The 14,668-nt window shown below is 64.0% G+C and carries 16 protein-coding genes; 11 read left to right on the top strand and 5 right to left on the bottom strand.

Translation table 11 applies throughout. The features are described from left to right. Positions 1 to 39 precede the first annotated feature (39 nt). The 3 genes from ACFVVC_RS16140 to ACFVVC_RS16130 all read right to left on the bottom strand — a co-directional run bounded on the left by ACFVVC_RS16140 (position 40) and on the right by ACFVVC_RS16130 (position 3,420). Positions 40 to 900 carry an SDR family NAD(P)-dependent oxidoreductase gene (locus ACFVVC_RS16140; RefSeq protein WP_387455368.1) on the bottom strand — a complete coding sequence of 287 codons (861 nt, stop codon included), beginning with the start codon at positions 898 to 900 and terminating at the stop codon, positions 40 to 42. Positions 901 to 1,163: 263 nt separating this feature from the next. Then, positions 1,164 to 2,543, bottom strand: coding sequence for an MFS transporter (locus tag ACFVVC_RS16135; protein ID WP_387455365.1), 1,380 nt, complete (start codon positions 2,541 to 2,543; stop codon positions 1,164 to 1,166). A gap of 313 nt (positions 2,544 to 2,856) precedes the next feature. Continuing rightward, positions 2,857 to 3,420, bottom strand: coding sequence for a hypothetical protein (locus tag ACFVVC_RS16130; protein WP_387455363.1), 564 nt, complete (start codon positions 3,418 to 3,420; stop codon positions 2,857 to 2,859). Between the two features lie 332 nt (positions 3,421 to 3,752). On the opposite strand from ACFVVC_RS16130, the gene ACFVVC_RS16125 reads away from it, so the two are divergent. From ACFVVC_RS16125 to ACFVVC_RS16105, 5 genes are all read left to right on the top strand, one after another. Beyond that, a complete protein-coding gene (locus ACFVVC_RS16125; protein ID WP_387455361.1) occupies positions 3,753 to 4,961 on the top strand; it encodes an aspartate transaminase in 1,209 nt (402 codons plus the stop codon). A 46-nt stretch (positions 4,962 to 5,007) separates the two neighbouring features. Next, complete coding sequence (locus ACFVVC_RS16120) at positions 5,008 to 5,703, top strand: 4-carboxy-4-hydroxy-2-oxoadipate aldolase/oxaloacetate decarboxylase (protein ID WP_387455359.1); 696 nt, start codon at positions 5,008 to 5,010, stop codon at positions 5,701 to 5,703. Positions 5,704 to 5,964: 261 nt separating this feature from the next. Next, positions 5,965 to 6,291 (top strand): helix-turn-helix domain-containing protein, encoded by a 327-nt coding sequence (locus tag ACFVVC_RS16115; RefSeq protein WP_387455356.1) that lies wholly within the window; start codon positions 5,965 to 5,967, stop codon positions 6,289 to 6,291. A 38-nt stretch (positions 6,292 to 6,329) separates the two neighbouring features. Further along, on the top strand, positions 6,330 to 7,142 hold the full coding sequence (locus ACFVVC_RS16110) for an IS3 family transposase (protein WP_387455353.1): 813 nt from the start codon (positions 6,330 to 6,332) through the stop codon (positions 7,140 to 7,142). Positions 7,143 to 7,229: 87 nt separating this feature from the next. Beyond that, positions 7,230 to 7,916 (top strand): hypothetical protein, encoded by a 687-nt coding sequence (locus tag ACFVVC_RS16105; RefSeq protein WP_387455351.1) that lies wholly within the window; start codon positions 7,230 to 7,232, stop codon positions 7,914 to 7,916. A gap of 273 nt (positions 7,917 to 8,189) precedes the next feature. Here ACFVVC_RS16105 and ACFVVC_RS16100 read toward each other — a convergent pair whose 3' ends face one another. Together ACFVVC_RS16100 and nac are read right to left on the bottom strand one after the other, a co-directional pair. Then, positions 8,190 to 8,432, bottom strand: a complete 243-nt coding sequence (locus tag ACFVVC_RS16100; protein ID WP_018763287.1) for a hypothetical protein — start codon at positions 8,430 to 8,432, stop codon at positions 8,190 to 8,192. A 123-nt stretch (positions 8,433 to 8,555) separates the two neighbouring features. Then, positions 8,556 to 9,518 carry a nitrogen assimilation transcriptional regulator NAC gene (gene nac, locus ACFVVC_RS16095; RefSeq protein ID WP_387455348.1) on the bottom strand — a complete coding sequence of 321 codons (963 nt, stop codon included), beginning with the start codon at positions 9,516 to 9,518 and terminating at the stop codon, positions 8,556 to 8,558. Positions 9,519 to 9,910: 392 nt separating this feature from the next. Between nac and ACFVVC_RS16090 the strand changes: the two genes are divergently transcribed. The 6 genes from ACFVVC_RS16090 to ACFVVC_RS16065 all read left to right on the top strand — a co-directional run. Further along, complete coding sequence (locus tag ACFVVC_RS16090) at positions 9,911 to 10,696, top strand: LamB/YcsF family protein (protein ID WP_387455345.1); 786 nt, start codon at positions 9,911 to 9,913, stop codon at positions 10,694 to 10,696. A 2-nt stretch (positions 10,697 to 10,698) separates the two neighbouring features. Next, positions 10,699 to 11,430, top strand: coding sequence for an allophanate hydrolase subunit 1 (locus ACFVVC_RS16085; RefSeq protein ID WP_387455343.1), 732 nt, complete (start codon positions 10,699 to 10,701; stop codon positions 11,428 to 11,430). Then, positions 11,427 to 12,440, top strand: coding sequence for a biotin-dependent carboxyltransferase family protein (locus tag ACFVVC_RS16080; RefSeq protein ID WP_387455340.1), 1,014 nt, complete (start codon positions 11,427 to 11,429; stop codon positions 12,438 to 12,440). Before ACFVVC_RS16085 ends, ACFVVC_RS16080 begins: the two co-directional genes overlap by 4 nt. 136 nt (positions 12,441 to 12,576) lie before the next feature. After that, complete coding sequence (locus ACFVVC_RS16075) at positions 12,577 to 13,332, top strand: SDR family oxidoreductase (protein WP_387455337.1); 756 nt, start codon at positions 12,577 to 12,579, stop codon at positions 13,330 to 13,332. Between the two features lie 45 nt (positions 13,333 to 13,377). Continuing rightward, the gene (locus tag ACFVVC_RS16070; RefSeq protein ID WP_387455334.1) at positions 13,378 to 14,319 is read left to right on the top strand and encodes a 2-hydroxyacid dehydrogenase; all 942 of its coding nucleotides are present in this window, start codon (positions 13,378 to 13,380) and stop codon (positions 14,317 to 14,319) included. Further along, positions 14,316 to 14,668: SDR family NAD(P)-dependent oxidoreductase (locus ACFVVC_RS16065; RefSeq protein WP_387455332.1), on the top strand; the 353-nt coding region annotated here is incomplete at its 3' end. The genes ACFVVC_RS16070 and ACFVVC_RS16065, both read left to right, overlap by 4 nt.

Here is a 14,668-nt window from a genome sequence, read left to right as displayed (position 1 = left end):
GCACGGTACTCCGGCCCTCGGTTGCCGTCCAGGAGGAGCTCACGCGAAATCCGTACCGGCCAGGCGCACGCACGCCTCCCACAACCGACGCCGGGCCTCCGCGTCCGAGCCCATGCCCGGGGTGGGAAGTTGCTTCCGCTTCGCCCACAGCTTGCCGGTCACGGCTGCAGCCTCCGGCGAAGTTGCCAGCCACAGCGGCGTGTCCGCGGCCCGTTCCGCCGACTTGCCCAGCGTGTTGGTCAGCCGGCGGAACGGACCGCCTACGTCCTGCAGCAGCCCCGTATTCCGCACCAGCCCCGGGTGCACGGCGTTGGCCACCACGCCCGTGCCGCGCAGCCGTTCGGCAAACTCCTGCGTCAGGAGGATCCGGGCCAGCATGGTGGGTGGCGTGGAACGGAGGAAACTGTATTTGCCCCTGGCGGTCTGCAGGTCATCGAACGGGAGCCTGACGTTGCCGTATTTGGAGGCGATATTGATGATGCGTGACGGCAGGGCGGCCGTGGCACCCTTCTTGAGGGCCTCCAGGAGGAGTCCGGTCACCAGGAAATAGGACATCACGTTCGTGGCAAAGGTGAGCTCCAGCCCTTCGGCGGTTTCGTGGCGCTCCTTGCGGAATACTCCGGCGGTGTTCACCAGGACGTCCACCCGGTCGTGACGGGAACGAAGTTCGGCCATGGCCTCACGGATGGACGATTGCAGCGACAGGTCGCAGGCCAGGGGCTCCAGCTCGGCGTCCGGGACGCGGGTCCGGATATCCGCCATGGCCGCCAGGGCGCGGGCCTGGCTGCGGGCCACCACCACGACGGCGGCCCCTTCACGGGCAAGGCCGGCAGCAACAGCCCGTCCAATACCGCCCGCTGCCCCGGTCACCACCGCAATCCGCCCGTCCAACCGTGCCATCGCCATCGCCTCCATATCGCCAGCAGTTGCCGGCACTATCCCAGCACTTATCGGGGCGGCGGGCCAGGGTCTTCCGGACTGGAACCAGGGTACGCGGGTATTGGTGGTGCGGCGGCCCTGGCGACAGGAAGACCTCTTAGTGGTTGGCTGTTGGTGCCGCCACTAAGAGGTCTTCACTTGTTCATAACGGAATCAACGTTGTGGGACGTTCAGCGAGTCCGTGATCATCTCAAGGGAGATATCCCGTCATCCCGCTTTTGGGTCTAACCGGCGAGGCCGCGGGCAGCTGAGCTTGGGGACATGGCCGCGGCCGTGAGGACGGACGTTTCCCGTTCGCTCTGCTGCACCTCGTCGAGCTCCTTGAGGGTGTACTTCTTGGTCTCCTTGGCGGTCAGGGCTGAGGCTCCTGCCAGGACCATGAACCCGAGCGCCACCATGGACGGTCCGACCCAATCTTTCAGGTCGGGGCCAGCGAGTGCTGTCGAGAGAACGGGGCCGATGACACCGGAGATCGCGAAGCCGACCTGAGTCCCAAGGGCGAGTCCGGAGACGCGCAGGCGGCCGGGGAACATCTCCGCGAAGAACGAGGGCCACGACGCGTTCACCATTGAGTAGAAAAGGGAGTAGTTGATGATGCCGAACAGGAAGATCAGCGACCAGTTCCCGGTCGTGATTGACCACAGGTAGGGGACCATCGTGACGCCAACGCCGCCCGTTGCGATGAGGAACATCGTCTTGCGGCCGATCTTGTCCACAAGGAATCCTGCCAGGGGCGTGATGCCGAGCGCGATCACGGCCGAGACGGTAGTCGTCAGGAGCATGGTCGGCTTATCCAGCTTGTATCCGGCGGTACCGAATGCCACCGAGAAGGTCTGCATCATGTAGCTCGTGCCCGCGATGAGGGCACAGAACACGATCCGCAGCACCGCACGCCAGTGGAAACGCAGAAGATGCCGGAGGGGAGCAACGGTCACCTTGGCGGCCTGGGCCTTTACGAACTCCGGCGGCTCCTCGATGTGGCGGCGGATCAGGTAGGCAGCGACGACGACGAGGGCGGAGGCCCAGAACGGCAGCCGCCAACCCCAGCTCAGCAACTGCTCCGAGGGCATGGCGGCGATCGGGATGAAGACCAGCAGGGTAAGCAGCGTGCCGGAGGAGGAACCCAAGGTGGTGAAGCTCGCGAGGAACCCGCGCCGGCCTTCGGAAGCATGCTCCAGGCTCATGGTGATGGCACTGGGCTGCTCACCGGAAAGGCACAGTCCCTGGATGACGCGGATCAGCACGAGCAAGACTGGAGCAAGAGGACCGATTTGGGCGTATGTGGGGAGGCACCCGATCAGGAAGGTGCAGCCGCCGATGCCGAACAGTGTGATCATCATGACGAACTTGCGGCCGCGACGATCGCCCAGCGGCCCCAGGATAAGGGAGCCGAGGGGGCGCACCGCGTAGCCGACCGCGAAGGTGATCATGGCGAGCAGTACGCTGAGGCCCTGGGGAAGCTCAGGTGAAAAGAAGAGCACGTTCAGAACCAACGCCGACGAGGTGCCGTACACCGCGAAGTCGTAGTACTCCAACGTCGTACCGATCCAGGCCGCGATTGCGGCCTTGACCGGGGTCTTCCTGGGAAGTGTGGTTTCTGTCATTTCGTCTCCGTGGGTGATGGGTGAACACCGGTTGCCGCTAAACCTGGGCTCTCGGAAAGAGATCTTGAGTGGAATGTCCTGTTGGTCCTGCTGTGAGCTCTCTCGCAAATCGTGTTTACGGCTTTGCGGACCGGCCTCAAACATCAAGTTAACGTTTGCGGTATGGGTCACACAAAGTCGGCTTTTATGTACCTACATAGCGATTTGTTATGGCTTGGAGTCGAACGACCGGAGGCCATGGGCAACAAGGAAGCCCGCCGTGGAACGGGGATGGGCGAGCGGAGGGCCGCCGGCAGGGGATCAGCCGGGACGATTATTGCGGCTGGGCCACACCCAAGCCGACGCCCCTGGTCATTTTGCGGATTTCGTCGGACTTAAGGCCGCTTGCCCCGGCAAGTTGGTAGTCGTCAAGGAGCCGGGATTTCCTGGCCAGGGCCAATACCTGCGTTCGTTGTTCTTCCGCGTCACTCCGGGCGCCTTCGGCTGCCGCCAGCTCTGAAGCCAATCCCGCAATGAGGTGAAGATGCCCGCTCCGGGTTTGGCCTGACGGGTACAGCTCGCCGCGTGCCAGCGTGGCAGACCGGATACTGGCTGCAGGCTGTCCGGCGGCCTTCGCGACCGCGGCAACTTTCACGCCATCGCACACGGCCTGGGCAAGGCAATCACCCAGCTCGGCGGTGAGGGCACGTACCCTGCTGGACCGAAGTGCCAGGGTCGTCCTCAGCTGGGCCAGCATGGCCAAGGTTTGTTGGGCTCGCGCCGTGGCGGGGTCCGGCTTCGGGACGCCGCGGTACCGGTACGCTGCCACGGCGGCCGCGCCCGTGCCGGTCCTGGCTGAACGCGGAGGTATCCGATCGTGATTTTCTCTGCCGGGCACCTCTGCTCCTTCTCCGTTTGAGTGTCCATGCCCGCGCGGCTTCCCGCCGGCAGGCATAAAACTCCTGCGGTTCGGCCCGTCGGCCCGGAAGGCGTCGCGGGAGGGGCCGGCGGTGTGCCTTCATTGGCCCCGTTATCCACCCTGCAGGTTACGCCTCAGGCAAGCCGGTAGGGCAATACCGAAAGTACGTGGAGCAATAGGTGAAAGTTCTAGGTGCTCCGTCATAAGGGCTGCTTATCTGTCCACGCACTTTAGGTCTTATCCAAGGGGGCGGCTCCTTCCCTAGGCTCGAATGAACCACCCTCATCCGTACCGGAAGCCTGGAAGACACCATGCCTGAATTCGTGCCCGCATCACGCGTAACCCGTATCAAATCCTCACCCAGCGTTGCCGCGGCGGCCCGTGTCCGGGAGCTCAAGGCCGAGGGCCGCCGGATCCTGGACCTCACGGTCGGCGAGCCGGATTTCGACACGCCACAGCACATCAAGGACGCTGCCGTCGCAGCCATCAACCGTGGTGAAACCAAGTACACCTCGGTCACCGGGACGCCCGAACTGCAAAAGGCCATCCTGCAGACGCTGCACCGCAAAACCGGGCAGCACTACACCGCCGGCGAAATCACCATCGGGGGAGGCGGCAAGCAGGTCATCTTCACCGCGTTCATGGCCACCCTCGACCCGGGCGACGAGGTTGTCATTCCCGCACCGTACTGGGTCTCCTACCCGGACATGGTCCTCGCCAACGAGGGCACCCCCGTCATTGTTTCCTGTGGTGAGGACACCGGTTTCAAACTAACCCCTGAGGCACTGGCAGGCGCACTGACGGAGCGCACCAAGTGGGTCATCCTCAACACGCCTTCCAATCCCACAGGAGCGGTGTACTCCAGGGAGGAACTGGCAGGCCTGGCCGCCGTCCTCAAGGACCACCCTGGCGTCTATGTCCTCACTGATGAGATCTACGACGAGATCCACTTCGGCGAAGAGCCCATAACGGGTCTCGTGGCCGTTGCCCCTGAGCTTAAGGACCGTGTGCTGGTCACCAACGGGGTCTCCAAGGCCTACGCGATGACCGGATGGCGGCTGGGTTACGCCGGCGGTCCGGCGCCCCTGGTGGCTGCCATCAACAAGCTGCAGTCCCAAATGTCCTCCTGCCCGTCCTCGATCAGCCAGGCGGCTGCCGCCGCGGCACTCACCGGAGACCAAGCATTCGTCCGCGAAAGCGTGGAGGTGTACCGCGAACGGCGTGATGCGGCAGTCTCCGGGCTTAACGCGGTCAATGGCCTGCAGTGCGCGACGCCGGAAGGCGCCTTCTACGCGTACGTCAACTGCGCCGGGGTCATCGGCAAGACGACGCCCGATGGCAGGCAGATCAGCAACGACGAGGACTTCACGCTGTACCTGCTGGAAGCGGCGTCTGTTGCCGTCATCCAGGGTTCGGCGTACGGACTAAGCCCCTACTTCCGGATTTCCTATGCCACCGGGCTGCCGGTGATCGAGGATTCCCTCGCTGCCATCGAAAAGGCCGTCAGGGCGCTGGCCTGACCTAACCACTATTTTGCCCACGCCTTCTACAACACAGGAGCACCTCATGATCCATGTCAAAACGAAATTCGACCGCCCTTCCGAAGATGCCGTTCAGCGACTTTCCAAGTTCTCCTCTGCCACAGTGCATGAAGCCCAGGGCCGCAAAGGTGCCCTGAGTTCGAAGATCAAGCCGATTGACCGCAGCATGTCCTTCTGCGGCCCCGTTGTCACCGTGGTCTGTGCGCCGCGGGACAATCTGATGCTTCAGGTGGCCATCCACTACGCCCGGAAGGGCGACGTTGTCCTGGTGGCAGCCGGTGAGTACGAGGAAGCCGGGACATTCGGCGATGTGCTGGGCAACGCCATGAAGGCGAAAGGCCTGGCGGGTATGGTCACGGATTCAGGTGTCCGCGACACCAAGGACCTGATTGAACTCGGACTGCCGGTGTTCTCCGGCAGTGTCTGCATCAAGGGGACCGTCAAGGAAACCATTGGCCCGATCAACCATCCCCTGGTGTTCGGCGACGAAATTGTCTACCCGGGCGATGTCCTGCTGGGTGATGCCGACGGTGTGGTGGTGGTCCGCAAGGATGAAATCGAGGAAGTCATCAAGCTGTCGCAGGCACGCGTGGACGCTGAGGACGACCTCATCCGCGGCTACAAGGAGGGTGGCACCACCATCGAGTTGTGCAAACTGACCGACGTGCTGAAGGCCAAGGGCCTGCTGGTGGAGGACGCCGAATTGGAGCCCGCGCTGTAACTTCACACCGATGGGGTTAAACCACAGAGGCCCGGCGTTCTGAACTGCTCCCCGAAAGTTGGACTGAGAAATCAGTTCTGACTTTCGGGGAGCAGTTTTATGCATGGGAGAAGTTCGTTGTCCGTGGAGCAGCGCGAGGCCGCGGTAGCGTTGTTTGAAACGGGTTGGGGTGCTTGGGCGGTAGCGACCCGACTCGGGGTAGGTAGGGGTGCTATCAAACGTTTTTATGGTCGATGGCGGACGCGCGGAGGTACGACGCTGGTGGCGAAGCCGACACGACCGGTGTTCTCGTTTGAGTTCAAACTCGATGCTGTGCAGCGATACCGCGCGGGTGAGCCCAAAGTCGCCCTGGCGAAAGAGCTTGAGCTGTCCTCTCCACTGTTGCTCGAGAAGTGGGCGCGTCAGTACCGGACCGAAGGCGAGGACGGGCTGCGCCCCAAGCCGAAGGGCCGTCCGAAGACGAATCCTGGGACAGCAAGGAAACCTGAGTCTGAGGTAGAGCGGCTGCGCCGTGAGAACGAACGCCTGCGGGCAGAGGTTGCCTTTCTGGGAAAAGTAAACGCCTTGAGGGACGGGGAACAGCGCTAAAGGTCCGCGCTGTCATCGCTCTCAGGGCTGAACACCGCTTGGAAGTTCTCCTGGACGTAGCCGGGTTAGCCCGGTCCACGTTCTTCTACCACCAGTCCCGCCTCCAAGGCCCAGATCCACGGGCTTCTCTGAAGGCCGCTGTCACGGAGATTTTCGAGAAGAACCATGGCCGGTACGGACACCGCCGGATCCATATTGATCTGCTCAAGCAAGGGTGGACGGTCGCTAAGAAGACCGTATTGAAGCTGATGCGTTCCCTGCGGCTGGTCTGCAAGGTCCGGAGCAGGAAGCGGTACAACTCGTACCAGGGCGAGCAGGGCGCTGTGGCCCCGAACCTGCTGAATCGCCAGTTCGAAGCGGATGCCCCAAACCAGAAGTGGGTGACCGATGTGACCGAGTTCAGCGTGGGTGACCGGAAGCTCTACCTCTCACCGATCATGGACCTATTTGACCGGCAGATCATCTCCTATGCCATCGGGAGGTCCCCCAATTTGGAGCTGACCAACGCCTCGCTGCGCAGCGCCTTGGCCACGCTAGCGGACGGGCGGAAACCCCTCGTTCACTCCGACCAGGGATTCCAGTATCAGCACAACTCTTGGCGCACGCTCTTGGCGGAGGCCGGTGCGGTGCAGTCGATGTCCCGCAAAGCCAACTGCTACGACAACGCCGTGATGGAAAACTTCTTTGGGCACCTCAAGGAAGAACTCTTCCATCACGTCCGCTTCCTCAACACCGAGGCCCTAACAGCGGCCTTGCACGAGTACATCCACTGGTACAACACCGAAAGAATCTCCACCAAGCTCAAGGGTTTGAGCCCGCTACAGTATCGTGCTCAGACGCTTGCGGCATAGGTCCCTCTTAGCGAACCTTCACCGGGACTTTGGGGGCTGAAACTCAATCCCATTTACAGGCACCCTCGCGTGGTTCATAGTCGGGGTATGAGAGGGGCTGGAATTCTCCCCGCAGACGCTCCCGACCCGCGGGCCGGATGGGCCGAGCGCCTGAAACTCATGCCCATTCCGGTGATGGGGCTCATCTCCCAACTGTCATTGGAGGACACCGACAGCGTTGGTGTGACCTATGGCCAAGATGATCGTGGGTACAACGAGATGACGGCGAGCATCACCTATACGCTCTGGCGAAACCCGGATGACCGCTCAGACCCGGTAAACCTCGCAGACCTCAACGAGAAGACACGCAGATCGATCGAGGAAGTTCCGCCATGGCCGCGGCCCCCTTGGCTGATCGAGTACGTGGAGCGCCTGCGTTACCCGCAAGTTGAGGAGGCCGTGCGAACCACCTGGCACCGCGATCCATCCGAGCGCTCTTCGGTTCGAAGCCTGTTGGCTGACCATGTCAACCACATCCTCATGAACCAATACCGGCAAGAGCTCTGGCCGGGCAGCAACCCGTGGGACCAGCACGCACCCTCAGTAACCGCCCGGATGGTCAACAGCCAGGCCAGGACCGTTATCAACGGAGTCGACATGCCCGGCGCAGAGATTGATACAGACCCGTTCGTCTACGGTATCGGAGCCCAGCTGTCCGGCGGCGGCGTGGTGACCGCTGTGCTTCCGCGCACGGAGCTCAAGCACGTCCAAGTCCAATTCACCACCCGGAGCTAATACATCTACACACAGCGACAACGCGAGGGGTCTACAAATGGCAGAAAATTTGGGTACTCGCCTCTGAAGCAGCCAGTCTGGAACTTCGGCCACCGAAGCATGGGACGGAAAAGGCTCCGACCAGGAAGGGACGGAGCCTTTAGCAAAGGGCCAACCGCTTACCGCTAGAGTTGGACTCGCACATTTGCGAGTCCAACTTTCGGGGACCGGTTCATTCCTTCTGGAACTCCGGGCCTTCTCTTGGCCGCCGGCGGCGCGGTGGTTCAAGCCACCTCAGTTCATCCCGGGAAGAAGGTAAGCAGGCGGCCCCACCTGGGAGTCGTCCAGGTACCACATGGTGGATCCCCGTTTGCCCGGCGGCATCATGCTGCCCTCGAAGACAAACACCGGATCCGAGGCAGCGCCGTCCTCGGCCCGCCAGAAACCATTGGTGGGGCAATGCGAACCGGTGCTGGCCTTAAGCTGGATCCTTCGTTCCGAGGAATTCCGGTATTGCAGGCTGGTGATCTTTTTCATGCTGGGCTCCAAGGGAATCATTTGTGCCGGGTAAACGCCGTTGGCGAACCTTTATGGCTTTTATCCTAGGACGCAGCAAATTCCGTGGATAAGACTAATGGAGCGTGACCTGATAAGGGCCGCTTATGATGCATCCGCGGCAGCGGAGGATGTTCCGCCGGAAAGCGGCTGGTATTTGCTGCGCAGCATTTCCTGGAGCATTTCCTTCAGTACCAGCAGTACGGCGGAACCGGCCTCGGAGAGCGGTTCGTGGTCCGGAGTGCACAGCGCGATCTTGCACTGCAGTGCAGGCCCGGTGATCCGGAGGACCCGGAAGTCCTCCTCATGGAACAGGGCATCCGCGGCCGACTTGGGCAGGATGGTGGCACCCAGGTCGCTGCGCAGCAGCCTGGTCAGGGACGGCACCGATTCCACTTCCCCCACCAGGTGCAGCGTGAGGCCCTTGCTGTCGAAGCCCGCCTCCACCACCTGGCGGAGGGTGTGGATCCGTTCGGGCAGGAACAGGCCCAGGGTGGCCGCCGCTTCCAGGGCGATGGTGCCGGCCCCGGGGTCCACCGGAAGCTCCCGTGCGGCGTTGACCACCAGGTACAGGTCCTCGACGATGAGGGTGGTGAATTGCACACCCCGGATAGGCCCCGGTTCATAGATCAGGGCCATGTCCAGCCGCCCGTTCTTGATGGCCTCGCTGAGTACGCCGCCGTATATCTCGGTCAGGTGCAGCACGATGTCGGGGTAGCGCCGCCCTACTTCGCGGATAATCCGAGGGGTAAGGCTTGAGGCCATGCTGTAGGGGGCGATTGCTATGGAGACGCGCCCGGAAGGTGCCGCCCCTGAAGCTGCCACATCGATCCTTGCCTGCTCCACTTGGCGCAGGATGGTCTGGGCGTGCCGGTAGAGGGTATGGCCGGCCGCCGTGGGCTCCACGCCCTGCTTGCTCCGGATCAGGAGCCGCTGCTTCAGCTCCGTTTCCAGGGCCGACACCTGCTGGCTCAGCGCCGGCTGGGCGACGTGGAGGGCGGCGGCCGCCTTCGTGATGCTTCCTGAGTCGACGATCTTCACGAAGTACGCCAGCTTCCGGGTGTCCATAGCGCTCCTCTTTTCCAGCCGGGGACGGCACAGCATGCGGGGTCATACGTTGGCGCTATGGCGGGACAGGCAATACGTCTTTGTGTGATCCGAGTCTCGGGCATAGGTTAATTGCAGATGACTTTCCAATGACAAGAGCATTCTATCCCGACCCAAGCCATCGCCGTTTTTGATGCCGGCATATGTTTTGTGCATAAGTAGGGAAATAGTTTGTTGGAAAGGCCAGTCTTGTCGTCACGAAATAAGGGCCGCTTGCATTTTTTGGGTCGCCAATAGCGCCTCTAAAGGTCATAACTGTTCCCTATAGCGTGATACGGCATTCGTCTTTGTGTGGCTCCAAACCCGATGCCACACTGATTTACACCCGCAGCACCAGCAGAGGAAGGCCCGCAATGCCCACAGTTGATCTCGTAGCGGATCTTGGTGAAGGTTTTGGCGCCTACTCGATCGGCGACGACAACGCCCTCCTGGAAGTCGTCTCCAGCGCCAACATCGCCTGCGGCTTCCACGCAGGGGACCCCGACATCATGGACGCCACCGTGGCTGAATGTGTCCGCAAGGGCGTGGGCATCGGCGCCCATCCGAGCTTTCCGGATCTTCGCGGCTTCGGCCGCCGGGCCATGGACCTCACCGCCGACGAAGTCCGCAACGACGTCATCTACCAGCTGGGAGCCCTGTCGGCGTTTGCCGCCTACCACGGCGGCACCGTCTCCCACCTGGCTCCCCACGGCCGCCTGGGCAACCTGGTGGCCACCCGCGCGGACTACGCCGGAGCCGTAGCGGATGCCGCGGCCCGGGTGGACCCGAAGCTGATCATCCTGGCGCAGGACGGTGAACTCGCCACTGCGGCGGCGGAGCGCGGCCTGCGGGTGGCCATCGTTGGCATCGCGGACCGCGCCTACCAGGATGACGGCACACTGGTGCCGCGCAGCCGGCCCGGCGCCGTGATCCACGACCCCTCCGTCATTGTCCAGCGCACTGTGCGGATGGTGACCGAAGGACTCATCGAAACAGTCTCCGGCAGCGACATCGCCATCCATGCCGACACGGTGCTGCTCCACGGCGACAACCCGGGCGCCGTCGAACTTGCCCGCCTGGTTCGCAGCGAACTGATCGCCGCAGGCGTCACCATCGCCCCGTTGGCACAGGTGCTCGCCGCCAAGCAAAAGGTTTCCTGACCATGGCCGCCCCCACGACAACCAGCCGGACAATGCTGGACATCTACGAGTCGGGCGACGCCGCCCTGCGCGTGGTGGCACAGTCCGGTGACGCAGAAGCCAACTGGGCCACGGTCCACTCCCTGGCCGGCTGGCTGGCGGCCGTCGGCGTCGAAGGCATCCACGGCGCCGTTCCCACCTACGACTCCGTCCTGGTCGAATTCGACCCCTACCTCACCTCCGCCCGCCAGGTCAGGGCGTTCATCCTCCTGGGGATGCGCCAGCTGGACTTTGTTGGTACCACCCTGCGCGAGCCGCGCCGCTTCGAGGTACCCGTCGTGTACGGCGGCAGCTACGGGCCTGACCTGGAAAGCGTGGCAGAACACCAGGGCCTGGAGGTCCAGGACGTGATCGCCCGGCACACGGCCAAGACCTACGTCATCCGCTGCCTCGGAGCGCCGGCAGGCTCGCCCATGATGGACGGCCCAGACTTCCCGGTCCCCGTCCCCAGGCTCAAAGACCCGCGGCTGTCCGTACCCGCCGGTGCAGTATCCGTGGCCGGACGCCAAGCCGTGATCGCGCCCGCCGTCGCCCCGGGAGGCTGGTGCGTCATCGGCCAGACCCCCCTGACGGTCCTGGACGCAGCACGCGAACCCCTGGTGCCCTACGTCCCCGGCGATGAACTGCGCTTCTACCGCATTCCCCCGGAGGACTTCGGAAAGTACGAGGGGCAGTTCCTGGAGGCACGGCCATGACCGGGTCACTTGTCATCCTTCAGCCCGGACACTCCGTCGTCACCGACCTTGGCCGGACGAAGGGTCCTGCCTTCGGACTTCCCGTCAACGGGGCCCTGGACCAGTTTTCGGCAAAGGCCGCGAATATCCTGGCCGGCAACGGGGACAATGATCCGCTGCTGGAACTCACCGCCCTGGACTTCAGGATGCGCGCCACCACGGACCTGCTGATCGCCGTGACCGGCGCGCCGCTGGACCTCTCGGTGGGCGGCCGCGACTGCCCCCAGTGGGAGCCCGTCTCCGTCCGGGCCGGCGAAACAGTGACGGTCCGCGGAATCCGCACCGGTCTCCGGGCCTACATCGCCGTCCGCGGATCCTTCACTGTCCCCACGCTGCTGGGCAGTTGCGCACCGGACACGGTGGTGGGCTTCGGACTGAAACTTGTTGAGGGCACCCGGCTTGAAACGCAAAAGACCACCGCACCGATCACCCAGCCATACTTCGGCCTGCCCCTGTTCCGGCTGGGGCTGGCAAAGCCGGAATTCAGCACCCACCCGGTCATCGACGTCACCGACGGGCCGGACGTAGCCGAATTCGGCGACACCGCAGACCTTCTTTTCACCACGCAGTACACCGTGAGCCCCCGAAGCAACCACATCGGACTCCGGCTCGGCGGCGCACTGCCCGAACGCCAGCTCACCTCCGAGGTCCTCTCCCGCGGTGTCCCGGTGGGGGCCATCGAGGTTCCGTCCCGGGACGAACTGCTGGTCCTGCACCGGGGACGCGGCGTTACGGCGGGCTATCCGGTCCTGGGGGTCGTCACGAGCCGCTCCCTGGATGTCCTGGCACAGTCCAGGCCTGGACACACCGTCACCTTCAGAAAGACAACCGTGGCTGAAGCAACAGCCATGCACCGCACAGCCTGCCTGGAACTGGACAGACTCCGGAACACCGTGAACACCGTCTTCGGACTCCTCGGGGTCGGCGCCGGCCAGCGCTGGTACGAACTCAGCCCGGCGTCAGGAGCCTGAACATCATGAATGCCCGTCCAACCGCCCGGGACCGCACCCACTGACCGCTACGCGAATCCCTAACCCCCTGCCAACCACTACGCCCAGCCCGTTGCCGGACCTAAGGGCCCGCCACTTACCACTTATTGGAGTCCCTGTGCCTTTTTCCGACTACACCACAGCCCTCGTCACCGGAGCGTCAACCGGCATGGGCGCCGCCATCGCCGAACGCCTCGCCAAGCGCGGACTGACCGTGCACGCGGTGGCCCGCAACGGGGAACGCCTCGCCGAACTGGCCGACCGCACGGGGGCAGTCCCGCATGTGGTGGACCTGACCGACACCGCCGCCCTTGCCGGCGTCGTCCGCGACCTCAAGGTGGACGTCCTGGTGAACTGCGCCGGCGTCTCCCGGCCCGGCAACATCCTGGACTCCTCCGAACAGGACATCGACGAACTCATCGACGTCAACCTCCGCGGCCTGCTGCAGCTCACCCGGCTGGTACTGCCCGGCATGGTGGAACGGGACCTAGGCCACGTGGTCAACATCAGTTCAATCGCCGGGCTCTACAACTTCTACGGCCACACCGCGTACCACGCCACCAAGGCCGCCGTGCACCAGATCTCCCGGCAGCTGCGTAACGACACGGTCGGCAAGCGCATCCGCGTCACCGAAATCTGCCCAGGCCGGGTGGAAACCGAAATCTTCGGCCGCAACCTGGGCGGCAGCCCCGAGGCCATGGAAGAAGCCTGGCAGACCTACTACGAGGGCTACGAATCGCTCACCACGGACGACATCGTCAACGCCCTTGATTACGCCATCGAAACCCCGCGACACGTGAATGTGGGCATGCTCGAGCTCATGCCCACCTTCCAGGTCCCCGGCGGCCTGACCTTCGACCGCCGCGACGCATAACGATCCGCCCGCAGCACCTTCCCACCAACCGATAGGCCTTCAACGATGCAGCACGTGCAAACCGTCAGTTTCCCCGATTCCGAGCTCCTGGCCCAGCTGTCGCCACTTCCGGGCAGCCTCCGCGGGGTGGTGTGGGACATGACGGAAGCACCAGGCGCCCACCTGGGCGGGATCGACGGCGTCATCCTCCCCTACATCGACGCCGGCGCCGTGCTGGGTTCCCTTGGCAGCGTCCCGGACCTGAAGTTCGTGCAAACACAGTCAACAGGGTTCGACGGCGTCCGCGAGGCAGCAGGTCCGGCCGCCGGGGTGGCAAACGCCTCGGGCGTCCATGCGGCTGCCACCGCGGAGCTGGCCGTTGGCCTCATCCTCGCCAAACTGCGCGGCATTGACCAGGCTGTCCGGGACCAGCAGGCCGAACGCTGGAACCCGCAACGCCGCCAGTCGCTGGCCGACCGGAAGGTCCTGCTGCTGGGCATCGGCGGAATCGGGAAGGAGCTGGCCCGCCGCCTGGAGCCCTTCGAGGTCACCCTGACCCGGGTGGGAAGCGCCGCAAGGACCGATGCGGATGGTCAGGTCCACGGTCCCGATGAACTCCTGGCGCTCGCCGCCGGCCATGACATCCTGGTCTCCGTCCTTCCCCTCACCGAGGCGACCCACCACCTGGTGGGCAGGGACGTCCTGGCCGCCCTGCCTGACGGCGCCCTGGTGGTCAACGTGGGCCGCGGCGCCGTGATCGACACAGACGCCCTCACGGCTGAAGTGGTGTCCGGCCGCCTGCACTGCGCCATCGACGTCGTCGATCCCGAACCGCTGCCCGCCGGCCACCCGCTCTGGTCGTCGGAGAACGCCCTCATCACGCCGCACGTTGGCGGCAACGCGTCTGCCTTCGAACCACGGATCCTGAAGCTCCTGAGACGCCAGCTTGAGGCACTCGCCGCCGGCGAACCCCCAGTCAACCTGGTGCAGCAGGGACCGTTCGCATGAGCTCACTGTTTGACCTCACCGGCCGCGTCGCCTTGGTCACCGGCTCCAGCCGCGGCATCGGCTCCTCACTCGCCCGGGCACTGGCCGACGCCGGTGCCACGGTTGTGCTGAACGGCGTCAACCCGGAGCGGCTCAAGGACGCCGAAGCCGCGCTCGCCGCCGACTTCCCGGCCGGCCGCATCGCCAGCATCGCGTTTGACGTCACCGACGGTGAGGCGGCAGCCCGCAGCATCGCGTGGATCGAAGAGCATGTGGGTCCGTTGGAGATTCTGGTGAACAATGCCGGGATCCAGCACCGGGTGCCGATGCTGGAGTTGGACGTGGCGGACTGGGAACGGGTCATCTCCAC

It is taken from the genome of Pseudarthrobacter sp. NPDC058196 (assembly GCF_042882685.1).
Taxonomy (GTDB): Bacteria; Actinomycetota; Actinomycetes; order Actinomycetales; family Micrococcaceae; genus Arthrobacter.
Note: the sequence above shows the minus strand (reverse complement) of the source record. Positions and strands in the feature narration are given on the sequence as shown.